At 61.1% G+C, this 22,625-nt stretch carries 17 protein-coding genes; 12 read left to right on the top strand and 5 right to left on the bottom strand.

Features of this window, described 5'->3' with window-relative positions:
• Window positions 1-42 precede the first annotated feature (42 nt).
• Entirely contained in the window at window positions 43-2,784 is a 2,742-nt protein-coding gene (acnA, locus tag AC07OT_RS12950; RefSeq protein ID WP_495108230.1) for an aconitate hydratase AcnA, read from the bottom strand.
• Between the two features lie 196 nt (window positions 2,785-2,980).
• Here acnA and rlmM point away from each other — a divergent pair, with 196 nt between their 5' ends.
• A complete protein-coding gene (rlmM, locus tag AC07OT_RS12945; protein ID WP_053136601.1) occupies window positions 2,981-4,057 on the top strand; it encodes a 23S rRNA (cytidine(2498)-2'-O)-methyltransferase RlmM in 1,077 nt (358 codons plus the stop codon).
• 27 nt (window positions 4,058-4,084) lie between these two features.
• Complete coding sequence (gene tusA / locus AC07OT_RS12940) at window positions 4,085-4,336, top strand: sulfurtransferase TusA (RefSeq protein ID WP_027604251.1); 252 nt, start codon at window positions 4,085-4,087, stop codon at window positions 4,334-4,336.
• On the opposite strand, the gene AC07OT_RS12935 is transcribed toward tusA, so the two are convergent.
• Window positions 4,333-5,727, bottom strand: a complete 1,395-nt coding sequence (locus AC07OT_RS12935; protein ID WP_495108229.1) for an MATE family efflux transporter — start codon at window positions 5,725-5,727, stop codon at window positions 4,333-4,335. The genes tusA and AC07OT_RS12935 overlap by 4 nt on opposite strands.
• Window positions 5,728-5,981: 254 nt before the next feature.
• On the opposite strand from AC07OT_RS12935, the gene pdxB reads away from it, so the two are divergent.
• Window positions 5,982-7,127 (top strand): 4-phosphoerythronate dehydrogenase PdxB, encoded by a 1,146-nt coding sequence (pdxB, locus tag AC07OT_RS12930; protein WP_495108228.1) that lies wholly within the window; start codon window positions 5,982-5,984, stop codon window positions 7,125-7,127.
• Between the two features lie 54 nt (window positions 7,128-7,181).
• Here pdxB and AC07OT_RS12925 read toward each other — a convergent pair whose 3' ends face one another.
• Window positions 7,182-7,355 (bottom strand): PA1571 family protein, encoded by a 174-nt coding sequence (locus AC07OT_RS12925; RefSeq protein ID WP_027604248.1) that lies wholly within the window; start codon window positions 7,353-7,355, stop codon window positions 7,182-7,184.
• Window positions 7,356-7,601: 246 nt separating this feature from the next.
• On the opposite strand from AC07OT_RS12925, the gene AC07OT_RS12920 reads away from it, so the two are divergent.
• Entirely contained in the window at window positions 7,602-9,386 is a 1,785-nt protein-coding gene (locus AC07OT_RS12920) for an ABC transporter transmembrane domain-containing protein (RefSeq protein ID WP_495108227.1), read from the top strand.
• A 65-nt stretch (window positions 9,387-9,451) separates the two neighbouring features.
• Here AC07OT_RS12920 and AC07OT_RS12915 read toward each other — a convergent pair whose 3' ends face one another.
• Window positions 9,452-11,380: a transglycosylase SLT domain-containing protein gene (locus AC07OT_RS12915; protein ID WP_027604246.1), complete on the bottom strand. Its 1,929-nt coding sequence runs from the start codon at window positions 11,378-11,380 to the stop codon at window positions 9,452-9,454.
• A gap of 213 nt (window positions 11,381-11,593) precedes the next feature.
• On the opposite strand from AC07OT_RS12915, the gene AC07OT_RS12910 reads away from it, so the two are divergent.
• The gene (locus AC07OT_RS12910; protein ID WP_065938947.1) at window positions 11,594-13,513 is read left to right on the top strand and encodes an ATP-binding cassette domain-containing protein; all 1,920 of its coding nucleotides are present in this window, start codon (window positions 11,594-11,596) and stop codon (window positions 13,511-13,513) included.
• An 82-nt stretch (window positions 13,514-13,595) separates the two neighbouring features.
• Here AC07OT_RS12910 and AC07OT_RS12905 read toward each other — a convergent pair whose 3' ends face one another.
• Complete coding sequence (locus tag AC07OT_RS12905) at window positions 13,596-14,036, bottom strand: universal stress protein (protein ID WP_027604244.1); 441 nt, start codon at window positions 14,034-14,036, stop codon at window positions 13,596-13,598.
• Window positions 14,037-14,141: 105 nt separating this feature from the next.
• On the opposite strand from AC07OT_RS12905, the gene AC07OT_RS12900 reads away from it, so the two are divergent.
• The 7 genes from AC07OT_RS12900 (at window position 14,142) to AC07OT_RS12870 (ending at window position 22,618) form a co-directional block, all read left to right on the top strand.
• A complete protein-coding gene (locus tag AC07OT_RS12900) occupies window positions 14,142-14,579 on the top strand; it encodes a hypothetical protein (RefSeq protein WP_027604243.1) in 438 nt (145 codons plus the stop codon).
• A gap of 495 nt (window positions 14,580-15,074) precedes the next feature.
• Window positions 15,075-17,222: a fatty acid oxidation complex subunit alpha FadB gene (fadB, locus tag AC07OT_RS12895; RefSeq protein ID WP_141157038.1), complete on the top strand. Its 2,148-nt coding sequence runs from the start codon at window positions 15,075-15,077 to the stop codon at window positions 17,220-17,222.
• A gap of 29 nt (window positions 17,223-17,251) precedes the next feature.
• The gene (gene fadA, locus AC07OT_RS12890) at window positions 17,252-18,427 is read left to right on the top strand and encodes an acetyl-CoA C-acyltransferase FadA (RefSeq protein ID WP_026136849.1); all 1,176 of its coding nucleotides are present in this window, start codon (window positions 17,252-17,254) and stop codon (window positions 18,425-18,427) included.
• Between the two features lie 97 nt (window positions 18,428-18,524).
• On the top strand, window positions 18,525-18,761 hold the full coding sequence (locus AC07OT_RS12885) for a DUF1653 domain-containing protein (protein ID WP_027604241.1): 237 nt from the start codon (window positions 18,525-18,527) through the stop codon (window positions 18,759-18,761).
• A 114-nt stretch (window positions 18,762-18,875) separates the two neighbouring features.
• A complete protein-coding gene (gene topA, locus AC07OT_RS12880) occupies window positions 18,876-21,497 on the top strand; it encodes a type I DNA topoisomerase (protein WP_115485925.1) in 2,622 nt (873 codons plus the stop codon).
• 247 nt (window positions 21,498-21,744) lie between these two features.
• Window positions 21,745-22,266 carry a DUF6586 family protein gene (locus AC07OT_RS12875; protein ID WP_027604239.1) on the top strand — a complete coding sequence of 174 codons (522 nt, stop codon included), beginning with the start codon at window positions 21,745-21,747 and terminating at the stop codon, window positions 22,264-22,266.
• 118 nt (window positions 22,267-22,384) lie between these two features.
• On the top strand, window positions 22,385-22,618 hold the full coding sequence (locus AC07OT_RS12870) for a hypothetical protein (protein ID WP_003189656.1): 234 nt from the start codon (window positions 22,385-22,387) through the stop codon (window positions 22,616-22,618).
• The last annotated feature ends 7 nt before the right edge of the window (window positions 22,619-22,625 follow it).

Here is a 22,625-nt window from a genome sequence, read left to right as displayed (position 1 = left end):
TATCGGGGGCAAGCCCCCTCCCACATTTGATCTCCTGTGTTCTTAAGAGGCAATCAACTGCCGCAGCACATAGTGCAGAATCCCCCCCGACTTGAAGTACTCCACTTCATTCAAGGTATCGATCCGGCACAGCACTTCAACCTTCTCCTTGCTGCCGTCCTCACGGGTAATCACCAGCGTCAGGTTCATCCGCGGCACGATCTCTACCTCGGTCAGGCCGAGGATATCGATCTTTTCCTTGCCCGTAAGCTTCAGCGCCTTGCGGTTCTGATCCAGCTTGAACTGCAGCGGCAGCACGCCCATGCCCACCAGGTTGGAACGGTGAATCCGCTCGAAACTCTCGGCGATCACCGCCTTGACCCCCAGCAGGTTGGTGCCCTTGGCGGCCCAGTCGCGGCTGGAGCCGGTGCCGTACTCCTGGCCGGCGATCACCACCAGCGGTGTGCCCGAGGCCTGGTACTTCATGGCCGCATCGTAGATCGGCATTTTCTCGCCGGTGGGGATGTAAAGCGTATTGCCGCCTTCCTCGCCGCCAAGCATTTCGTTGCGGATGCGGATATTGGCGAAGGTGCCGCGCATCATCACTTCATGGTTGCCCCGACGTGAGCCGTAGGAGTTGAAGTCACGCGGCTCTACGCCTTGCTCGCGCAGGTAGCGGCCGGCGGGGCTGTCGGTCTTGATGTTGCCGGCGGGGGAAATGTGGTCGGTGGTCACCGAGTCCCCCAGCAACGCCAGTACGTGGGCGCCCTTGACGTCTTTGATCACCGGCAGAGGCCCGGCGATGTCGTCGAAGAATGGCGGGTGCTGGATGTAGGTGGAGTCTTTCTGCCACACATAGGTCGCGGCCTGTGGCACCTCAATGGCTTGCCACTGTTCGTCACCGGCAAACACCTCGGCGTATTCCTTGTGGAACATTCCGGTGCTGACTTGCGCAACGGCGTCAGCGATCTCCTGGCTGCTCGGCCAGATGTCCTTCAAATACACCGGATTACCCTGTTGATCGTTACCCAGCGGTTCGCTGCTGATATCGATGCGTACGGTCCCCGCCAAGGCGTAAGCCACCACCAGCGGTGGCGAGGCCAGCCAGTTGGTTTTCACCAGTGGGTGCACGCGGCCTTCGAAGTTGCGGTTGCCGGACAGCACCGAGGCTACGGCGAGGTCGGCCTTCTGGATGGCTTTTTCAATCGGCTCGGGCAACGGCCCGGAGTTGCCGATGCAAGTGGTGCAGCCATAGCCCACGAGGTCGAAGCCAATTTTATCCAGATACTGGGTGAGGCCCGCGGCCTTGTAGTAGTCGGTGACCACTTTGGAGCCAGGCGCCAGGGAGGTTTTCACCCAGGGTTTGCGCGTGAGGCCTTTCTCCACGGCTTTTTTCGCCACCAGCCCGGCGGCCATCATCACGCTGGGGTTGGACGTGTTGGTGCAGGAGGTGATGGCGGCGATCACCACGGCGCCGTTTTTCAGGCGATAGGTCTGGCCTTCGTATTCATAGTCGGTTTCGCCCACCAGGTCGGCGTTGCCCACGGCCACACCGCCGCCGCCTTCACTTTCCAGGCGGCCTTCTTCCTTGGTGGTGGGTTTGAACTGCAGGTCGAGGAAGTCGCTGAACGCCTGGCCGACATTGGGCAGGGACACGCGGTCCTGTGGGCGTTTCGGCCCGGCGAGGCTGGCTTCGACGCTGCCCATGTCGAGGGCCAAGCTGTCGGTGAACACCGGTTCCTGGCCAGCGTGGCGCCACAGGCCCTGGGCCTTGGTGTAGGCCTCGACCAGCTTCACGGTTGCAGCCGGGCGACCGGACAGGCGCAGGTAGTCCAGCGTCACCTCATCCACCGGGAAAAAGCCGCAGGTGGCGCCGTATTCCGGGGCCATGTTGGCGATGGTCGCGCGGTCCGCCAGGGGCAGGTCGGCCAGGCCGTCGCCGTAGAACTCGACGAACTTACCCACCACGCCTTTTTTACGCAGCATCTGGGTGACGGTCAGCACCAGGTCGGTGGCGGTGATGCCTTCTTTCAATTTGCCGGTGAGCTTGAAGCCGATCACTTCCGGGATCAGCATCGACACCGGTTGGCCGAGCATCGCCGCTTCCGCTTCGATCCCGCCCACGCCCCAGCCGAGCACGCCGAGGCCGTTGATCATGGTGGTGTGGGAGTCGGTGCCCACCAGGGTGTCGGGGAACGCGTAGGTGCGGCCGTCCTCGTCCTTGGTCCACACGGTGCGGCCCAGGTATTCGAGGTTGACCTGATGGCAGATGCCGGTGCCCGGCGGTACCACGCTGAAGTTGTCGAAGGCGCTCTGGCCCCAGCGCAGGAAGGCGTAGCGTTCGCCGTTGCGCTGCATTTCGATGTCGACGTTCTGCCCAAAGGCGTCGGCGTTGCCGAACTTGTCGACCATCACCGAGTGGTCGATCACCAGGTCCACCGGCGAGAGCGGGTTGATGCGCTGCGGGTCGCCACCGGCCTTGGCCACGGCGGCGCGCATGGCGGCCAGGTCGACCACGGCGGGTACGCCAGTGAAGTCCTGCATCAGCACGCGGGCGGGGCGATACTGGATCTCACGGTCGGACTGGCGCTCTTTGAGCCAGGCGGCAATGGCCTTGAGGTCGGCGCCGGTGACGGTCTTGTTGTCTTCCCAGCGCAGCAGGTTCTCCAGCAGCACCTTGAGGGACATCGGCAGCTTATCCAGGTCACCCAGGCGCTTGGCGGCCTCGGGCAGGCTGAAATAGTGGTAGGTCTTGTCGTCGATTTCTAAAGTTTTAAGGGTACTCAGGCTATCAAGGGATGACATTACATGACTCCTTATGGTCCGCACGGCTACGGACCTGACGGGACGAACAGAGCTTTCAAACTAGCGCTGTTTTCAGTAGCTGGCTAATTACTGGACTCTATGGACAGAACCAAGGTTCCGAACTCGGCTATCATGCGCGCGTTTTCATGACAGGCATTGCGATAGCGCAACGTCAGTTGAGTCACCAGGAGAGTCGATGAACACCCTTTTTATGCACTGCCGCCCGGGGTTTGAGGGCGAAGTCTGTTCCGAGATCGCGGAACACGCCGCGCGCCTGAACGTTTCCGGCTACGCCAAGGCCAAGACCGGCAGCGCCTGCGCCGAATTTGTCTGCACCGAAGAAGACGGCGCCCAGCGCCTGATGCACGGCCAGCGCTTTGCTGAGCTGATCTTCCCGCGGCAGTGGGCGCGCGGGGTGTTTATCGACCTGCCGGAAACCGACCGTATCAGCGTGATCCTCGCTCACCTGCGTGAATTCCCGGTGTGCGGCAGCCTGTGGCTGGAGATGGTCGACACCAATGACGGCAAGGAACTCTCGAACTTCTGCAAGAAATTCGAAGTGCACCTGCGCAAAGCCTTGTTGAACGCCGGCAAGCTGGTGGACGACCCGAGCAAGCCGCGCCTGCTGCTGACCTTCAAAAGCGGCCGCGAAGTGTTCATGGGTTTGGCCGAGTCGAATAACTCGGCGATGTGGCCGATGGGCATCCCGCGGTTGAAATTCCCCCGGGACGCGCCCAGCCGCTCAACCCTGAAACTGGAAGAAGCCTGGCACCACTTTATCCCCCGCGACCAATGGGACGAGCGCCTGCATGGCGACATGACCGGCGTCGATCTGGGCGCAGCCCCTGGCGGCTGGACCTGGCAGCTGGTCAACCGTGGCATGCTGGTGACCGCCATCGACAACGGCCCCATGGCCGAAAGCCTGATGGACACCGGCCTGGTACAGCACCTGATGGCCGACGGATTTACCTTCGTGCCCAAGCAGCCGGTGGACTGGATGGTCTGCGACATCGTCGAAAAGCCGGCGCGCAACGCGGCATTGCTGGAGACCTGGATCGGCGAAGGGCATTGCCGCGAGGCGGTGGTGAACCTGAAATTGCCGATGAAGCAGCGTTACGCCGAGGTCAAGCGCCTGCTGGAGCGTATCGAAGACGGCTTCAAGGCGCGCGGCATTCGGGTGGAGATCGGCTGCAAGCAGCTGTATCACGACCGTGAAGAAGTGACCTGCCACCTGCGTCGTCTGGTGGATGTGAAGAAAACCAAGGCCCGCTAAACTGAGCGCCGGTTCCAGGAGTAGACAATGAGCGATATTTTCGACACCGCCGTGGATGGCACCCTCGACGCAACGGGCCTCAACTGCCCTGAGCCGGTGATGATGCTGCACCAGCACATCCGCGACCTGCCGCCCGGCGGCTTGCTCAAGGTGATCGCGACCGACCCGTCGACGCGCCGCGATATCCCCAAGTTCTGCGTGTTCCTTGACCATGAACTGGTGGATCAACAGGAGCAGGCCGGTACGTACCTGTACTGGATCCGTAAAAAGGCCGATTAACCCCGCGCCTTCTCCAGGCGAATGCGCCGGCGTGCACTGCGCGCCAGGCGCACCAGCAGCATCCCCGCCGCACAGCTCAAGCCCACGATCAGCCCTTGCCACAAACCGCTCGGGCCGCTGGGTTCGCCCAGCCAGTTGCTCAGCCCCAGGGCGTACCCCACCGGCAGCCCCACGCCCCAATAGGCAAACAGGGTCAGCACCATGGTAACACGGGTGTCCTGATAGCCCCGCAGGGCGCCGGCGGCGGTGACCTGGATCGAGTCACTGAACTGGAACAGCGCTGAAAACACGATCAGCGTCGAGGCCAGGTGGATGACAATCGGGTCCGGGGTGTAGATCGCCGCAATCTGCTCGCGAAACACCAGCATCAGGCTGCACGACAGGCAGGCGTACGCCAGCGCCGTGCCCATGCCGACCCCGGCGGCGAAGCGTGCTTCACGCGCCTCGCCACGCCCCAGGGCCTGGCCGACGCGCACGGTGACGGCCATGCTCAGGGAATAAGGGATCATGAACACCAGTGAGCTGACGTTCAGCGCGATCTGGTGCCCCGACACAACGGTGGCGCCCAGGCTGCCGAGCAGCAGGGCGATGACGGCAAAGATGCTCGATTCGGCAAAGATCGCGATGCCGATCGGCAGGCCAATCCCCAGTACGCGCTTGATCACCGACCACTGCGGCCAATCGAAGCGCTTGAACAGTTCGCTGCTCTGGTAGGCGGCCCCCCAGCGGGTCCAGGCGGCCATGCCGAGCATCATCACCCACATCGCAATGGCCGTGGCCCAGCCGCAGCCCACGCCGCCCATGGCCGGCACGCCCAGGTGGCCGTAGATGAAGATGTAGTTCAGCGGAATATTCAGCGCCAACCCGCACAGGCCCATGGCCATGCTGGGCAGGGTGCGGCCCAGGCCATCACTGAAACAGCGCAGCACGTAATACAGGGCAACGGCCGGCATACCGGCGGCGATACCGTGCAGGTAGCCCATGGTGGGGGCGATAAGGTCCGGCTCAACCTTCATGGCATGCAGGATCGGCTCGGCGCAGAGCAACAGCAGCGCGCCGATGATGCCGACCACCACCGCCAGCCACAGTGACTGACGCACCAACGGCCCGATTTCGCCGTAGTGGCCCGCACCGTAGCGCTGGGCGACTTTCGGCGTGGTGGCCAGCAGCGTACCGGTCATCAGCAGGTACACCGGAATCCAGATCGAGTTGCCCAGGCCCACCGCCGCCAGGTCCTGGGGGCTGACGCGCCCGGCCATCACCGCATCGACGAAGCTCATGGCCGTGGTTGCCAGTTGGCCGATCATGATCGGCAGCGCGAGCGTCAGCAGGCCACCCACTTCCCGGCTGATACGGGCGGGGCGGGTGAGGGGGGCAGTGGCAGTGTTCACGTACGCAAGTCCAGTCAAAAGGGTGCAAGGCCGCGGATTCTACGCCTTGACGTAACGGTCAGGAAAAAACCTGTGTTAGGGATTTGTAAGCGACTTGCCAGGCCGCTGCATATCCACTGTGGGAGGGGGCTTGCCCCCGATAGCGGTGTGTCAGCCAACTATCCATTGACTGACACTCTGTAATCGGGGGCCAGCCCTCTCCCACATTGAAGATCGCATCCCTGTACACTGCTGATCCGCCAAAGGAGCCTGCCATGCTGATTGTTGCCGACGAAAATATCCCGCTGCTCGATGAGTTCTTCCAAGGATTTGGCGAGATTCGCCGAGTGTCCGGTCGTTCCATCGACCGCGCCACCGTCGAACAGGCCGATGTGCTACTGGTGCGCTCGGTGACCAACGTCAACCGCGCCCTGCTGGACGGCACGCAGGTGCGTTTTGTCGGCACCTGCACCATCGGCACCGACCACCTCGACCTCGATTACTTCAAGCAGGCCGGTATCCAGTGGTCCAGCGCCCCCGGCTGCAATGCGCGTGGCGTGGTGGACTATGTGCTGGGCAGTCTGCAAACCCTGGCCGAGATCGAAGGCGCCGACCTCAACCAGCGTACCTATGGCGTCGTCGGCGCCGGTGAAGTGGGCGGGCGCCTGATCGAAGTGCTCAAGGGTCTGGGCTGGAACGTGCTGGTCTGCGACCCGCCGCGCCAGATCGCCGAAGACGGCGATTACGTCAGCCTCGAGCAGATCATCGAGCAATGCGATGTGATCAGCCTGCACACGCCATTGACCAAATCCGGCAATGGTTCCACCTGGCACCTGTTTGATCGCGACCGCCTCAACCGCCTCAAGCCGGGCACCTGGCTGATCAACGCCAGCCGTGGCCCGGTGGTGGACAACGCGGCCCTGCGCGATGTGCTGCTGGCGCGTGAAGACCTGCAAGCAGTGCTGGACGTGTGGGAAGGCGAGCCCGAAGTGGACGTCGACCTGGCCGACCTGTGTGTGTTGGCCACCCCGCACATTGCCGGCTACAGCCTGGACGGCAAGCAGCGCGGTACGGCGCAGATCTATCAGGCGTTCTGCGCGCACCTGGGCCAGGGGCCGAGCATTCAGCTGGGCGACTTGTTACCGCAACCGTGGCTGGCCGAAGTGCACTTGAACGCATCGACCGATCCGGCCTGGGCGCTGGCGACGTTGTGTCGCAGCGTGTACGACCCGCGCCGTGATGATGCGGATTTCCGCCGTAGCCTGGTGGGCAGCGTCGAAGAACAACGCAAGGCGTTCGACGTGCTGCGCAAGCATTATCCGGAGCGTCGTGAGATTGATGGCTTGAAGGTGCGCATTGTGAATGGGGAGTCGCCGGCGTTGGCGCGCATCGTGTCCGCATTGGGCGCGGCAACCGTCTAGGCACTGAATAAAAAACCCGGCCACCGGGGCCGGGTTTGAAAGAGCGTGGGCCCTTCAGCCTTGCTGGGCAGGCTTGACCAGTCGCTGTTCCAGCTCACGGCACGCCTGCTGGATCATCTCTTCGGTAATCTGCACTTCGCGGCCCTGGGCGTCGATCACGGAGCAAGGCAAGTGCTGCGGTTGGCGGATCACTTCAATCTTGGCATCGCTGCTGTTTTGCAAGGTCATGGCCTGTCTCCTCATCAGGTTGTGTACCTACTGTATAACCCCCGAGTGACCGCGCTGTTACAACTCCTTACGAGATCACCGGTTCGAACATCCAGTCCACCAGAAACCGCTGTGGATTTCCAGCCGGGCGTTAGACCGATAGCCTCTAGGGGCCAGCATCGGCGGGCATAATTAACCTGACTCATTGTTATTCGCGCAAGTTCCCCCCATGTAAGCAGGCAGGTACCAATCCTTTCCGATCAGGTGATGCCCTCCATGCTCTCAGTCCGTCAACGCCGTGCAATTCGCCTGGCCAGTCGTTTCATCGCGCCCTACCGCTGGCAGGCCCTCGGTGCCCTGGTCGCGCTGATCGTCACCGCCGGCATCACCTTGTCCATGGGGCAGGGTATTCGCCTGCTGGTGGACCAGGGCTTCATGACCCAGTCGCCGCACCTGCTCAACCAGTCCATCGGCCTGTTCATGGTGCTGGTGCTGGGCTTGGCCGTGGGCACGTTTGCGCGGTTTTACCTGGTGTCGTGGATCGGTGAGCGGGTGGTGGCGGACATTCGCCGGCAGGTCTTCAACCACCTGATCTACCTGCACCCAGGTTTCTACGAGAACAACCGCAGCTCGGAAATCCAATCGCGGTTGACCACCGACACCACCTTGCTGCAATCGGTGATCGGCTCGTCGTTGTCGCTGTTCCTACGCAACGCCTTGATGGTGATCGGCGGCATCGTGCTGTTGTTCATCACCAACCCCAAGCTCACCAGCATCGTGGTGGTGGCGCTGCCGCTGGTGCTGGCGCCGATCCTGATCTTTGGCCGTCGCGTACGCAGCCTGTCGCGCCTGAGCCAGGACCGTATTGCTGATGTGGGCAGCTACGTGTCCGAGACCCTTGGCCAGATCAAGACCGTGCAAGCCTATAACCACCAGGTCCAGGACGAGCAACGCTTTGCCGTGACCGTGGAGGAGGCGTTCACCACCGCACGCAAACGCATCGCCCAGCGCGCCTGGTTGATCACCCTGGTGATCATGCTGGTGCTGGGTGCTGTGGGCGTGATGCTCTGGGTCGGGGGAATGGATGTGATCAGCGGGCGCATTTCCGGCGGCGAGCTGGCTGCGTTCGTGTTCTACAGCCTGATCGTCGGCAGCGCCGTCGGTACCCTGAGCGAAGTCCTCGGTGAACTGCAACGTGCCGCCGGTGCAGCGGAGCGCATTGGTGAGCTGTTGCAGTCGAGCAACGAGATCCAGGCGCCGGCCACGGGTAAAGTGCAGTTGCCCGAGCGCGTCAGCGGGTGCATGGAGCTGCAGGACCTGCGCTTTTCCTACCCTTCGCGGCCGGACAGCTACGCCATCGACGGCCTGAACCTGAGCATCAACCCCGGCGAAACCCTGGCACTGGTGGGGCCGTCCGGCGCGGGCAAGTCGACGCTTTTCGACCTGCTGCTGCGCTTCTACGATCCCCAGCAAGGCCGCATCCTGATTGAAGGCCAGGCGCTGACCGATCTCGACCCTCTGGACCTGCGTCGCCACTTCGCCCTGGTGTCCCAGAGCCCGGCGCTGTTCTTCGGCAGCGTCGAGGAGAACATCCGCTACGGCAACCCAGCGGCCACGCGCGAGCAAGTCGAAGCCGCTGCCCGCATCGCCCACGCCCACGATTTCATCCTGCAAATGCCCGACGGCTACCAGACCCACCTCGGCGACGGCGGCATGGGCCTCTCCGGCGGCCAGCGCCAACGATTGGCGATTGCCCGTGCGTTGCTGGTGGACGCGCCGATCCTGCTGCTGGACGAAGCCACCAGTGCCCTGGATGCCCAGAGTGAACACCTGATCCAGCAAGCGTTGCCGCAATTGATGCAAGGGCGTACCACGCTGGTTATCGCCCATCGACTGGCGACGGTGAAGAACGCTGACCGTATCGCGGTGATGGATCAGGGCAGGCTGGTGGCGGTGGGTACGCATCAGCAGTTGATTGCGAGCAATCCGTTATATGCGCGATTGGCGGCGTTGCAGTTCAGTGATGGGGCCGAGGAGAGCAGCGAACATTGAGTTGCGGTGCGCATAAAAAATGCCCGCATCTCTCAATGCGGGCATTTTCATTTCTGCTTCAAACCTTATTGATCATCAAAGTAGCGCTCATGCCAGTCCACCAACGGCTGTGGCGAGTTGAGCTTCTGCCCGTAGATCACCGAATAAGACAGCACGTTTTGCACATACTGGCGGGTTTCGTCGAACGGGATGCTTTCCACCCAGACGTCGAAGCTCAGGTGGTCGGCGCCACGCAGCCATTGGCGCACGCGGCCGGGACCGGCATTGTAGGCGGCGGAGGCGAGGACACGGTTGCCGTTGAACTGACTGTGCACCTGGCTCAGGTAAGCCGCGCCGAGCTGGATGTTTTTGTCCGGGTCCAGCACCTGGGCGGGTGAGGCCAGGGGGATGCTGAACTTGCGCGCGGTGTCCTTGGCGGTACCGGGCATCAGTTGCATCAGGCCGCTGGCGCCGACGCCGGAGCGGGCGTCGTCCATGAATGCGCTTTCCTGGCGGGTGATGGCAAATACCCAGCTGGAATGCAGGCCACGGACCTTGGCTTCGCGCACCAGGGTGTCGCGGTGGGCCATCGGGAAGCGGATGTCCAGGTCATCCCAGTACTGGGCCTGGCTGATGGTGCGGATCGCCGGGAAGTACCACTTCATGTCGTAGGCCAGCTTGGCCTGGGCGACCATTTCGTCACGGTTGAAATGGCGGCTGACGTGGTACCACTCGCGGCGGCCATCCACGATCTGGCCGCGGGCGTAGAACTCAAGGGCACGGCGCACACCCGGGGTGTTACGCACTTTGTTGACCAGCGCCTGGCTCATCAGCAACGGCTTGTTCTTCAACTGGTACGGCGCCTTGGAGCGATCGGCGGCCAGGAAGCCATAGAAGTCCCGTTCCTGCGCGAGATTCTTGTACAGCACCAGGGCTTGCGGGTTTTTTGGCTCGGCCAGTTCCAGGCTGCGGGCCTGCCAGTAGCGCCAGCGGTTGGTGGTGGCCAAATCCTGTGGGAGTTTGCGCGTCAGTTGGTAGGCGTCTTCCCAACGGGCCAGGCGCAACAGCAGGCGCAGACGCCATTCCGATACGGTGTTGTCGCGCAACTCGGGGTCGTATTTGGTCATCACCTCAAGCGCGCGCGGGTCGAAGCGCTTGGCCAGGGTCAGGCCGATTTCACGGGCGATTGCCACTTTTTCGTCACGGGAGAAGTGCATGCTGCTGGCGTAACCGTCGAGCAGCGCCATGGCCTTGTCCGGATCCTGGCGTGCCAGGCGGCGCAGGCCCAGGCCGACGGCGTCAGACATCGCCTCGGTGGCCGGCAGGAAGCGCGATGGGTCGCCGAGCATGTCGGGCTTTTGCGCCACGTCCACCATCAGGCGGCCCTGGGCGCCCAGGGTCGGCAGGGTTTTTACCAGGCTGTTGGCCAGCGGGTAATTGCGTGCTTCGGCGGCGAGTTTGGCGCGGTCCCAGATTTTTTGTTCGGTGAGTTGGCCGTCGGCGGCCCATTGGCTGAAGGTGGCATCGCAGGCGGCCGGCTGGGATTTGCCGGTCATCCACAGTTTTTCGGTGGTCTTGTAGCCTTCAGCCTTGAGGTTGTGGGTCAGTTGGAACTGGCCGTGCAGGCAGTCCAGTTCGACGAAATTGAGCTTGGGGTCGTAGTACTTTTCAAAGGTCTGCCAGTCGCCGCGGTCGGCCAACCAGCGCAACCAGCGCAGCTTCATCCAGTTGGCCTGGGGCAGGTCGCCGTTTTTGGCGAGGAATTGTTCGATTTCCTCGTTGCTGGCGGTCTTCAACCGGGCGGTCAGTTCGTCGTAGGCCAGGTAGGGCGTCAGCGGGTAGTCGGCCAGGGCCTGGCTGTATTGCATGTAGGGGCCGGTATCGCCCTTGGCCAGGGCGCGTTTGGCTTCATCGTAATATTGACGTTGGGTGGTGAGGTCCACGGCCTGGGCGGATTGAACGGCGGTGGCGGAAAGAAGCAGACAAGATAAAAAGTTGAAAAGGCGACTGCGCATGAGACGTCCGTGCAGAGAAATCACGACTAGCACCGGCACCGCCGACACTGATTGCCCCTAGCTTAGCCTTTTGCCAGCGGCCGGCGAAAGCTTTGCCGGGTGGTTCGTTCAAGTTCTCCGGAAATGTCCTACAGAACGTGTCGGTAGCGAAAATGCTGGCCGCATCCCACCCTCAAGTCAGGTAGAATGCGCGCCCAGTTTTTGGAGAAGCGTATGACCCTGCTCAAATTCAGCGATGTGTCCCTTGCTTTCGGCGCTATGCCGTTGTTGGACAAGGTGTCCTGGCAGATCGCCCGTGGTGAGCGGGTGTGCATCATCGGCCGCAACGGCACCGGCAAGTCCAGCATGATGAAGCTGGTAAAGGGCGACCAGAAGCCCGATGACGGCTCTGTCTGGCGTGCCCCAGGCCTCAAGATTGGCGAATTGCCGCAGGAATTGCCGGTGGCCGACGGACGGACTGTGTTCGACGTGGTTGCCGAAGGCCTGGACGGTGTCGGTGAGTTGCTTGCGCAATACCATCACCTGGCCCAGAACTGCGTTACCGAAGCCGACCTGGACAAGCTGATGCACGTTCAGCAAGACCTCGAAGCCCGTGACGGCTGGCGCCTGCAGCAACTGGTCGACAGCACCCTGAGCCGCCTGCAGCTGCCGGCCGACAAGACCCTCGCCGAGTTGTCCGGCGGCTGGCGTCGTCGTGTGCTGCTGGCCCAGGCCCTGGTGTCCGAGCCGGACCTGCTGCTGCTCGACGAGCCAACCAACCACCTGGACATCGGCGCCATCGCCTGGCTGGAAGAAGCCCTCAAGGATTTCCAGGGCGCCGTGCTGTTCATCACGCACGACCGTTCCTTCCTGCAAAACCTCGCCACGCGGATCCTCGAGCTGGACCGTGGTGGCCTGATCGACTGGAACGGCGATTACGCCAGCTTCCTGGTGCACAAAGAGGCGACGCTGGCTGCCGAAGAAACCGCCAACGCGCTGTTCGACAAGAAACTGGCCCAGGAAGAAGTCTGGATCCGCCAGGGCATCAAGGCGCGTCGCACCCGTAACGAAGGCCGCGTGCGTGCCCTCAAGGCCCTGCGCGTCGAGCGCAGCGAACGTCGCGAGCGCACCGGCAAGGCCAATATCCAGCTGGATACCGCCGATAAGTCGGGCAAGCAGGTCATGGTGCTCGAGAACGTCAGCTTCCATCATCCGGATGGCCCGTTCCTGATCAAGGACTTCTCCATGGTCCTGCAACGCGGCGATCGTATCGGCCTGTTGGGTGCCAACGGTACCGGCAAGACCACCTTGCTCAAGCTGATGCTCAATGGTCTGCAACCGACCAGCGGCACGGTGGAAGAGGGCACTCGCATCGACGTGGCCTACTTCGACCAGTTGCGCCATCAGTTGGACCTGGAAAAGACCGTGATCGACAACGTCGCCGAAGGCCGCGACTTTATCGATATCGACGGCCAGAGCCGCCACGTACTCAGCTACCTGGGCGATTTCCTGTTCAGCCCGCAACGTGCGCGTACGCCCGTGAAGGCCTTGTCCGGTGGCGAGCGTGCGCGCCTGCTGCTGGCCAAGCTGTTCAGCAAGCCGGCCAACCTGTTGGTGCTCGACGAACCGACCAACGACCTCGACGTGGAAACCCTCGAGCTGCTGGAAGAGGTCCTGCTGACCTTCAACGGCACTGTGCTGATGGTCAGCCACGACCGGGCATTCCTCGACAACGTGGTCACCAGCACCCTGGTCTTCGAAGGTGAAGGCAAGGTGCGTGAATACGTCGGTGGTTACCAGGACTGGCTGCGTCAGGGCGGCTCGCCGCGCCTGTTGGGCGTGACCGAGAGCAAGTCCGGCAAGGCCGACCTGGCCTCCGCTGTGGTGGCTCCGGTGGAAGCGGCTGCACCGGCCCAGGAAGCGGCACCGGCGACCAAGAAGAAACTCAGCTACAAGCTGCAGCGTGAGCTGGAAGCCTTGCCGGGTGATATCGACGCCAAGGAACAGCAGATCGCCGCGGTAGAAGCGGAAATGGCTGACGCGGGTTTCTACCTGCGTCCGGCGGCGGAAACCGCCAAGGTCATCGCCTCCCTGGAGACGTTGAACCAGGAGCTGGAAGTGCTGGTCGAGCGTTGGGCCGAGCTGGATGCCTGAGTGACCTCCGTGCAATAAAAAAGCCCGGCGCCCTAATATGGGCGCCGGGCTTTTTCATATGAAATGCGGTTCAAATGTGGCCTTAAGAGGTTTTTACCAGCCTGACGGCCAATACATCGCACGGCGCACCGTGCAGCACATCATTGGCAGTAGAACCCAGCAGCAACGCCAAACCATGACGGCCATGGCTGCCGACCACGATCAGGTCGCAATGCTGCTCCTTGGCCAAGTGGTGGATTTCCTGGCGCGGTTGGCCGTAGGTGAGGTGGGAGTTTTCCTTGGTCACTTCGGGGTATTTGACGATCAGGCGGTCAAGGCGCTCCTTGGCCTGGTCAAACTGTTGTTGCTGCAGTTGGGAAAGGTCCATGGGCACGTCGCCGCCAAAGGCCATGGCCATGGGCTCGACGATATGCACCAGTGACAGTTTTGCGCCACTGGCAACGGCAAACGCTCGGGCGCGCTTGATCACTGGATCGCACTCTTCGGTCAGGTCTACGGCGACCAGAATATGTTCGTAGGACATGGGGCGTTCCTCCAGGGGACTGCAATAGATTCAGTATGGCTGCTTTCAAGCGGATAGGGTTGCGTCAGGTCAAATCCGCTCATCAGAAAAATCGGGAGTACACATATGACGGTCTGGATAGTGGTGTCAATCCTTGTCGTGGTTCTAAGCCCTCTGGCATGGCTGCGCCCATCGCGCCATCAGAGCGGGCGCATGGCCCTGCGCATGGAGGCGCGCCGCATCGGCCTGGCCATGCAACTGGCGCCCCAGGAGTGGCCGCACTGGCTCAAGCAAGAGCCGCCGAGCCCGTGTGCGCAGTACTGTCGACCCCGGCGCGGCAGTATGCCGGCCGTTTGGAGCTACTGGCAGCTGGAGCCGGGCGTGTGGGTCAATCAGTGGCGCGAAGTGTGTGTCGATGAGAAGTTGTTGCCGCATTTTGCAACGCTGCCGGCGAATGTCTACAAGGTCGAGGCCGACAAGCAAATGATCGCCCTTTACTGGGGCGAGAAGGGCGAGGCGAGCGACCTGCTGGCCATTGATACATTGCTCAAGGCCCTGGCCTGACACCTGTGTGTCAAACCCCAGGCAATAAAAAGCCCGAAAGCATCATCGGGCTGGAGTTGGCCAGGCAGGCCGGTAAATCCGGGTTTCCCGCGTCGGATGTTCATCCAGGCGCGTTTCGGTTGTCGCTAGCCTAGCGGCATATCCCGTTCTGTACAGCGGTTTCCCCTATCTTTTTTATTATTGATTTCGTGAATAGTCGAATATTGACGAATCTCGGGCCTGGGCCTGGGGTTCTGAAATGACTGGAAAGTCGCGTTTTTCCTAGCCTTTCGAGCGATTGACAATTGCTCGGAATTGGATGAAGGTGGCGTACCCAAATCAAACGGGCGTATGAATTGAGCGTTTGTCTGTCAGACCGCTCATACAGAACCCCGACTATCGCATTGGCGGGTGTGCCTGGCGGATTGGCCTGAGCATTGACGAAATTATCAATGTCCAAGCATAGGCCAGCGTCCAATGTGTACTGTTCAGCTTCCATATCGTGGAGATCAGTTGATGATTTACGAAGGTAAAGCCATCACGGTTAAGGCTCTTGAAAGTGGCATCGTCGAACTGAAGTTCGACCTCAAGGGTGAGTCCGTCAACAAGTTCAACCGTCTAACCCTGAACGAACTGCGTCAGGCCGTAGACACCATCAAGGCTGATGCATCGATCAAAGGCGTGATCGTCTCCAGCGGCAAGGACGTGTTTATCGTCGGCGCTGACATCACCGAATTCGTCGACAACTTCAAGCTGCCCGATGCCGAGCTGGTGGCTGGCAACCTCGAAGCCAACAAGATTTTCAGCGATTTCGAAGACCTCAACGTACCGACCGTTGCCGCGATCAATGGCATCGCGCTGGGCGGCGGCCTGGAAATGTGCCTGGCGGCGGACTTCCGCGTCATGTCCGCCACGGCCAAGATCGGCCTGCCTGAAGTCAAATTGGGCATCTACCCAGGCTTCGGCGGCACCGTGCGCCTGCCGCGCATCATTGGTGCCGACAACGCCATCGAGTGGATTGCCGCCGGCAAGGAAAACCGTGCCGAAGACGCACTGAAAGTCGGTGCCGTCGACGCTGTGGTGGCTGCGGACAAACTGGCCGAAGCCGCGCTGAACCTGATCAAGGGCGCCATCAGCGGCGAATTTGACTATAAGGCCAAGCGTCAGCCGAAGCTGGAAAAACTCAAGCTCAACGCCATCGAACAAATGATGTCGTTCGAAACCGCCAAGGGGTTCGTGGCTGGCCAGGCCGGCCCGAACTACCCGGCGCCGGTTGAAGCGATCAAGACCATCCAGAAGGCCGCGAACTTCGGTCGCGACAAAGCCCTGGAAGTGGAAGCAGCAGGCTTCGTCAAGCTGGCCAAGACCTCGGCGGCCCAGAGCCTGATCGGCCTGTTCCTGAACGACCAGGAACTGAAGAAAAAGGCCAAGGCCTACGACGAAATCGCCAAGGACGTGAAACAGGCTGCCGTGCTCGGCGCCGGTATCATGGGCGGCGGTATCGCCTATCAGTCGGCGTCCAAAGGCACGCCGATCCTGATGAAAGACATCAACGAACACGGTATCGAACAGGGCCTGGCCGAAGCCGCCAAGCTGCTGGTCGGCCGCGTTGATAAAGGTCGCATGACGGCGGCGAAGATGGCTGAAGTGCTTAACGGCATTCGTCCTACGCTGTCCTACGGCGATTTCGGCCATGTCGACCTGGTGGTCGAAGCGGTTGTCGAGAATCCGAAGGTCAAGCAGGCGGTACTGGCTGAAGTTGAAGGCCACGTCAAAGACGACACCATCCTGGCCTCGAACACCTCGACCATTTCCATTTCGCTGCTGGCCAAGGCCCTCAAGCGTCCGGAAAATTTCGTCGGCATGCACTTCTTCAACCCGGTACACATGATGCCGCTGGTGGAAGTGATCCGTGGCGAGAAGTCCAGCGAGCTGGCGATTGCCACCACTGTTGCCTACGCCAAGAAAATGGGCAAGAACCCGATCGTGGTCAACGACTGCCCGGGCTTCCTGGTCAACCGCGTGCTGTTCCCGTACTTCGGCGGTTTCGCCAAGCTGGTGAGTGCCGGTGTGGACTTCGTGCGCATCGACAAGGTCATGGAAAAATTCGGCTGGCCAATGGGCCCGGCGTACCTGATGGACGTGGTCGGCATCGACACCGGCCACCACGGTCGTGATGTGATGGCTGAAGGCTTCCCGGACCGCATGAAAGACGACCGCCGCTCGGCGATCGACGCGCTCTACGAGGCCAAGCGCCTGGGCCAGAAGAACGGCAAGGGTTTCTACGCCTACGAGGCGGACAAGAAGGGCAAGCAGAAGAAAGTGGCCGACCCGTCGGTGCACGAAGTGCTGGCTCCGGTCATCTACGAACAGCGTGAAGTGTCCGACGAGGACATCATCAACTGGATGATGATCGCCCTGTGCCTGGAAACCGTGCGTTGCCTGGAAGACGGCATCGTTGAAACCGCCGCCGAAGCCGATATGGGCCTGGTGTACGGTATTGGCTTCCCTCCATTCCGTGGTGGTGCGCTGCGTTACATCGACTCGATCGGTGTGGCCGAGTTCGTTGCCCTGGCTGATCAATACGCTGATCTGGGCCCGCTGTACCACCCGACCGCGAAGCTGCGTGAGATGGCCAAGAACGGCCAGCGCTTCTTCGGTTAAGTGCCCAGACGACTAGAGCGAGAATATTTATGAGCTTGAATCCAAGAGACGTCGTGATTGTCGACTTCGGTCGTACGCCGATGGGCCGCTCCAAGGGCGGCATGCACCGCAACACCCGCGCTGAAGATATGTCGGCGCACCTGATCAGCAAGCTGCTGGAACGTAACGTCAAGGTCGACCCCAACGAAGTCGAAGACGTGATCTGGGGCTGCGTCAACCAGACCCTGGAGCAGGGCTGGAACATCGCGCGCATGGCGTCGCTGATGACGCAGATCCCGCACACGGCAGCCGGCCAGACCGTCAGCCGCCTGTGTGGCTCGTCCATGAGTGCGCTGCACACCGCCGCCCAGGCGATCATGACCGGCAACGGTGATGTGTTCGTGGTTGGTGGCGTGGAGCACATGGGCCACGTAAGCATGATGCACGGCGTCGATCCTAACCCGCACATGTCGCTGTACGCGGCAAAAGCCTCGGGCATGATGGGCCTGACCGCGGAAATGCTCGGCAAGATGCACGGCATTACCCGTGAAGCCCAGGACGCATTCGGCGTGCGTTCCCACCAACTCGCCCACAAGGCGACCGTGGAAGGCAAGTTCAAGGATGAAATCATCCCGATGAACGGCTACGACGAGAACGGCTTCCTCAAGCTGTTCGACTATGACGAAACCATTCGTCCGGATACCACCCTGGAAAGCCTGGCGGCCCTCAAGCCTGCCTTCAATCCGAAGGGCGGCACCGTGACGGCGGGTACTTCGTCGCAAATCACCGACGGCGCCTCGTGCATGATCGTGATGTCGGCGCAGCGTGCACAGGATCTCGGCATCCAGCCGCTGGCGGTGATTCGTTCGATGGCGGTGGCGGGTGTGGACCCGGCAATCATGGGCTATGGTCCAGTACCGGCGACACAAAAAGCCTTGAAGCGCGCGGGCCTGACCATCTCCGACATCGACTTCTTCGAACTCAACGAAGCTTTCGCTGCACAGGCCCTGCCGGTGCTGAAAGATTTGAAAGTGCTCGACAAGATGAACGAGAAGGTTAACCTGCACGGCGGTGCGATTGCCCTGGGCCACCCATTCGGTTGCTCCGGTGCGCGTATTTCCGGCACTTTGCTTAACGTGATGAAGCAAAATGGCGGTAACCTTGGGGTTGCAACCATGTGCATTGGTCTCGGCCAAGGCATCTCCACCGTCTTCGAACGCGTCTAAGCGTTGAGTCGACGGAAGCCGGGGCCCAGTGCCCCGGTTTTTGTTTTTTGGAATTTTTAATATTTTTTTTCAACAAATTTTGTAAGGGGGCCAGAGCATGAAAGTCGAACCAGGGCTCTACCAACATTATAAAGGTCCGCAGTACCGCGTTTTCAGCGTGGCACGGCATTCCGAGACCGAAGAAGAAGTGGTGTTCTACCAAGCACTGTATGGCGATTACGGCTTTTGGGTGCGCCCCTTGAGCATGTTCCTGGAGACCGTCGAAGTTGACGGCGAGCAGGTCCCGCGCTTTGCTTTGGTCCAGGTCGAACCCAGTCTTTTTTCAGGGCAATAACGGCAGGTCGCGCAGAATGCTGCGCTTGACCTCACCTTGTTGCCACTATATATAGCGTTGCCGCGTCAGGCGCCAACTGCCTTTCACTTCTCGAATTCAGGAATTTTCCGATCCATGGGCAAATCGCTGGTCATTGTGGAATCCCCGGCTAAGGCCAAGACCATCAACAAGTACTTGGGCAACGAGTACGTGGTGAAGTCGAGTATCGGCCATATCCGAGACCTGCCCACCAGCGGTTCGGCTAGCGCCAGCAAGGAGCCTGCCGCCAAGCGCGGCAAGGCGGCTGCGGGCGAAGGTCCGGTGCTCACGCCTAAAGAGAAAGCGCGCAAGCAGCTGGTCTCGCGCATGGGTGTGGACCCGGATCATGGCTGGAAGGCCAAGTACGAAATCCTTCCGGGCAAGGAAAAGGTCATCGAAGAGCTGCGCCGGCTCGCCAAGGATGCCGACACCATCTATCTCGCAACGGACTTGGACCGCGAAGGGGAAGCCATTGCCTGGCACCTGCGGGAAGCCATCGGCGGTGATGACAGCCGCTACAAGCGTGTGGTGTTCAACGAAATCACCAAGAAAGCCATCCAGGAAGCCTTCTCCAAGCCGGGCGAGCTGGATATCAACCGTGTCAACGCCCAGCAGGCCCGTCGTTTCCTCGACCGTGTGGTGGGTTACATGGTCTCGCCGCTGCTGTGGGCCAAGATCGCCCGTGGCCTGTCCGCCGGCCGTGTGCAATCGGTAGCGGTCAAGCTGGTGGTGGAGCGCGAACGTGAGATCCGTGCGTTCAACCCCGAGGAATACTGGGAAGTCCATGCCGATCTCGGCACCGCCAAGGGCGCCAACGTGCGCTTCGAAGTGGCCCGTGAGAAAGGCGAGGCGTTCAAGCCGCTGAACGAAGCCCAGGCCATGGCCGCGCTGGAAAAGCTCAAGGCCTCCAGCTACAGCATCGTCAAGCGTGAAGACAAACCGACCAGCAGCAAGCCGTCGGCGCCGTTCATCACCTCCACCCTGCAACAGGCCGCAAGTAACCGCCTGGGCTTCGGGGTGAAGAAAACCATGATGATGGCCCAGCGTCTGTACGAAGCCGGCTACATCACTTATATGCGTACCGACTCCACCAACCTGTCGCAAGACGCGGTGGCGATGGCGCGTACCTATATTGAAAGCGAATTCGGCAAGAAGTACCTGCCGGAGAAACCGAACGTCTACAGCAGCAAAGAAGGCGCCCAGGAGGCTCACGAAGCGATTCGTCCTTCCGATGCCAACACCGAGCCAAGCAAGCTGAGTGGCATGGAACGCGACGCTGAGCGCCTCTACGAGCTGATCTGGCGCCAGTTCCTGGCTTGCCAGATGCTGCCGGCGCAATACCTGTCCACTACCGTCAGTGTCGGCGCTGGGGACTTCGAGCTGCGCGCCAAGGGCCGTATCCTCAAGTTCGACGGTTACACCCGGGTGATGCCGCAGATCGCCAAGCCTGGCGATGACGATGTGCTGCCGGACATGGCCCAGGGCGACACGTTGAAGCTGATCAAGCTCGACCCGTCCCAGCACTTCACCAAGCCGCCGGCGCGTTATTCGGAAGCCAGCCTGGTGAAAGAGATGGAGAAGCGCGGTATCGGTCGTCCGTCGACCTACGCGGCAATCATCTCCACCATTCAGGACCGTGGCTACGTTGCGCTGCACAACCGTCGTTTCTATTCGGAAAAGATGGGCGATATCGTTACCGAGCGCCTGTCCGAGAGCTTCTCCAACCTGATGGACTACGGCTTTACCGCCGGTATGGAAGAGAACCTCGATGACGTGGCCCAGGGCGAGCGCGACTGGAAAAACGTGCTCGACGAGTTCTACGGCGACTTCAAGAAAAAACTCGAAGTGGCCGAAAGCCCCGAGAGCGGCATGCGTGCCAACCAGCCGGTGATGACCGACATCCCGTGCCTGACCTGTGGCCGTCCGATGCAGATTCGTACCGCATCCACCGGCGTGTTCCTCGGTTGCTCGGGCTACAGCCTGCCGCCGAAAGAACGCTGCAAGGCCACCGTCAACCTGGTGCCGGGCGATGAAATCGCCGCCGACGACGAGGGTGAATCCGAGTCGCTGGTGCTGCGTGGCAAGCACCGCTGCCCGATCTGCAGCACGGCGATGGATGCCTACCTGCTGGACGAGAAGCACAAGCTGCACATCTGCGGTAACAACCCGGATTGCGACGGCTACGAGATTGAAGAGGGCAGCTACCGCATCAAGGGCTATGAAGGCCCGAGCCTGGAATGCGACAAGTGCGGGAGCGAGATGCAGCTCAAGACCGGCCGCTTCGGCAAGTTCTTCGGTTGCACCAACCCGACCTGCAAGAACACGCGCAAATTGCTGAAAAGCGGTGACGCGGCGCCGCCGAAGATGGACCCGGTGAAGATGCCGGAACTCAAGTGCGAGAAGGTCAACGACACCTACATCCTGCGTGACGGCGCCTCGGGCCTGTTCCTGGCGGCCAGCCAGTTCCCGAAAAACCGCGAGACCCGAGCGCCGTTGGTGCTGGAGATCGTGCCGCATAAGGACGAGATCGATCCGAAGTACCACTTCCTGTGTGAAGCGCCGAAGAAGGACCCGGATGGTCGCCCAGCCGTGATCCGCTATAGCCGCAAGACCAAGGAGCAGTACGTGCAGACCGAAGTGGACGGCAAGCCTACCGGCTGGAAAGCGTTCTACGACGGTGGCAAGTGGAAGGTCGAGGACAAGCGCCAGGGCGCTTGACCCGTCGGATGCGCTGAAGATCCAATGTGGGAGGGGGCTTGCCCCCGATAGCGGTATATCAGTCGACATGTGTATGACTGATGCTTCGCTATCGGGGGCAAGCCCCCTCCCACAATTGGATCTGTCTGGATCTGAAAGTCGAGTTTTGACCCGCATAAGCAGCGGTTTATTGCACTTGCAGTGGGTTCGGCTGATCCGTGACACTGTTCAGCCAGCATCACGCTTATTCGTTGTGGAGATTGCCGTTATGGCCAACGAACTCTATACCCGTACCAATCAGAAAATTTATTTTGCGGGTTTGTCCCTGGAAGCCCTTGGCCGTGCCGAGGAGGGGAAGGAGATGAACGCGATTGCGCTGGTCCAGGCCGGTCGTGAAGCTGCGTTGTTCCACCTGTATGGTGCGTTACTGGGCTTGTGTCATGAGATCGCCGGGTTCTACCGCTTGCCCCAGGCCGGTTCGCCCCGTGCGGAAATGATCATGAATCGTGAGGTGCTGGAAAGCATGGCGATCCCTGAGCTGGCCGAGCTGGTGGAAATGGCGCAGAGCCCTGACAGCTGGGTCGCGCGTCTGCTTAAGGCCCATGCGGATATGTTTCAGCCGCCCCGTGTTCCCCATGTGCCCAAGGGCGATGTGACCCAGCCCTTGATCGTGGCGGTGGCGCTGGAAGAGGAAGAGCCCGAGCCACTGAGTCGCGAAGAGTTGGAAGGCTGGCGTCAGGCGCTGAAAAAGATGGCATTGCGCTTTCGTGAAGGTTTGAACGAGTGCTGAACGTTGGTCGGATTCACATGGCACCGTTCATCAAGCCGTAAAGAAACCTCTTCAGATCCTCAGCGAGGCCGGGCGGATGACTGATATAATCCCGGCCTTTCGTGGAGAACAGACTTTTATGCCGACGTCCTTTCTGGAAATTGTTGAGTTGCCTGACGGCCGAATCGAGCTGCGCCGGGCCGAGGACGAAGGTTCTCTGGTTATCCTGGATTTTTCCGAGGACGCCAAGGTGTTCCTGCAGGGCCAGCACGTGGAAGTGGCAAAAGCCATGTTGAGCGTTGGTGTGCAGATGGCCGGTCGCCTGGCAGAAGGCGAGCCCGAGAAAGAAGAAGGCCCGCGCGTTCTTCACTGAGTGTGGC

The organism is Pseudomonas sp. GW821-FHT09C10, assembly GCF_059418085.1.
Note: the sequence above shows the minus strand (reverse complement) of the source record. Positions and strands in the feature narration are given on the sequence as shown.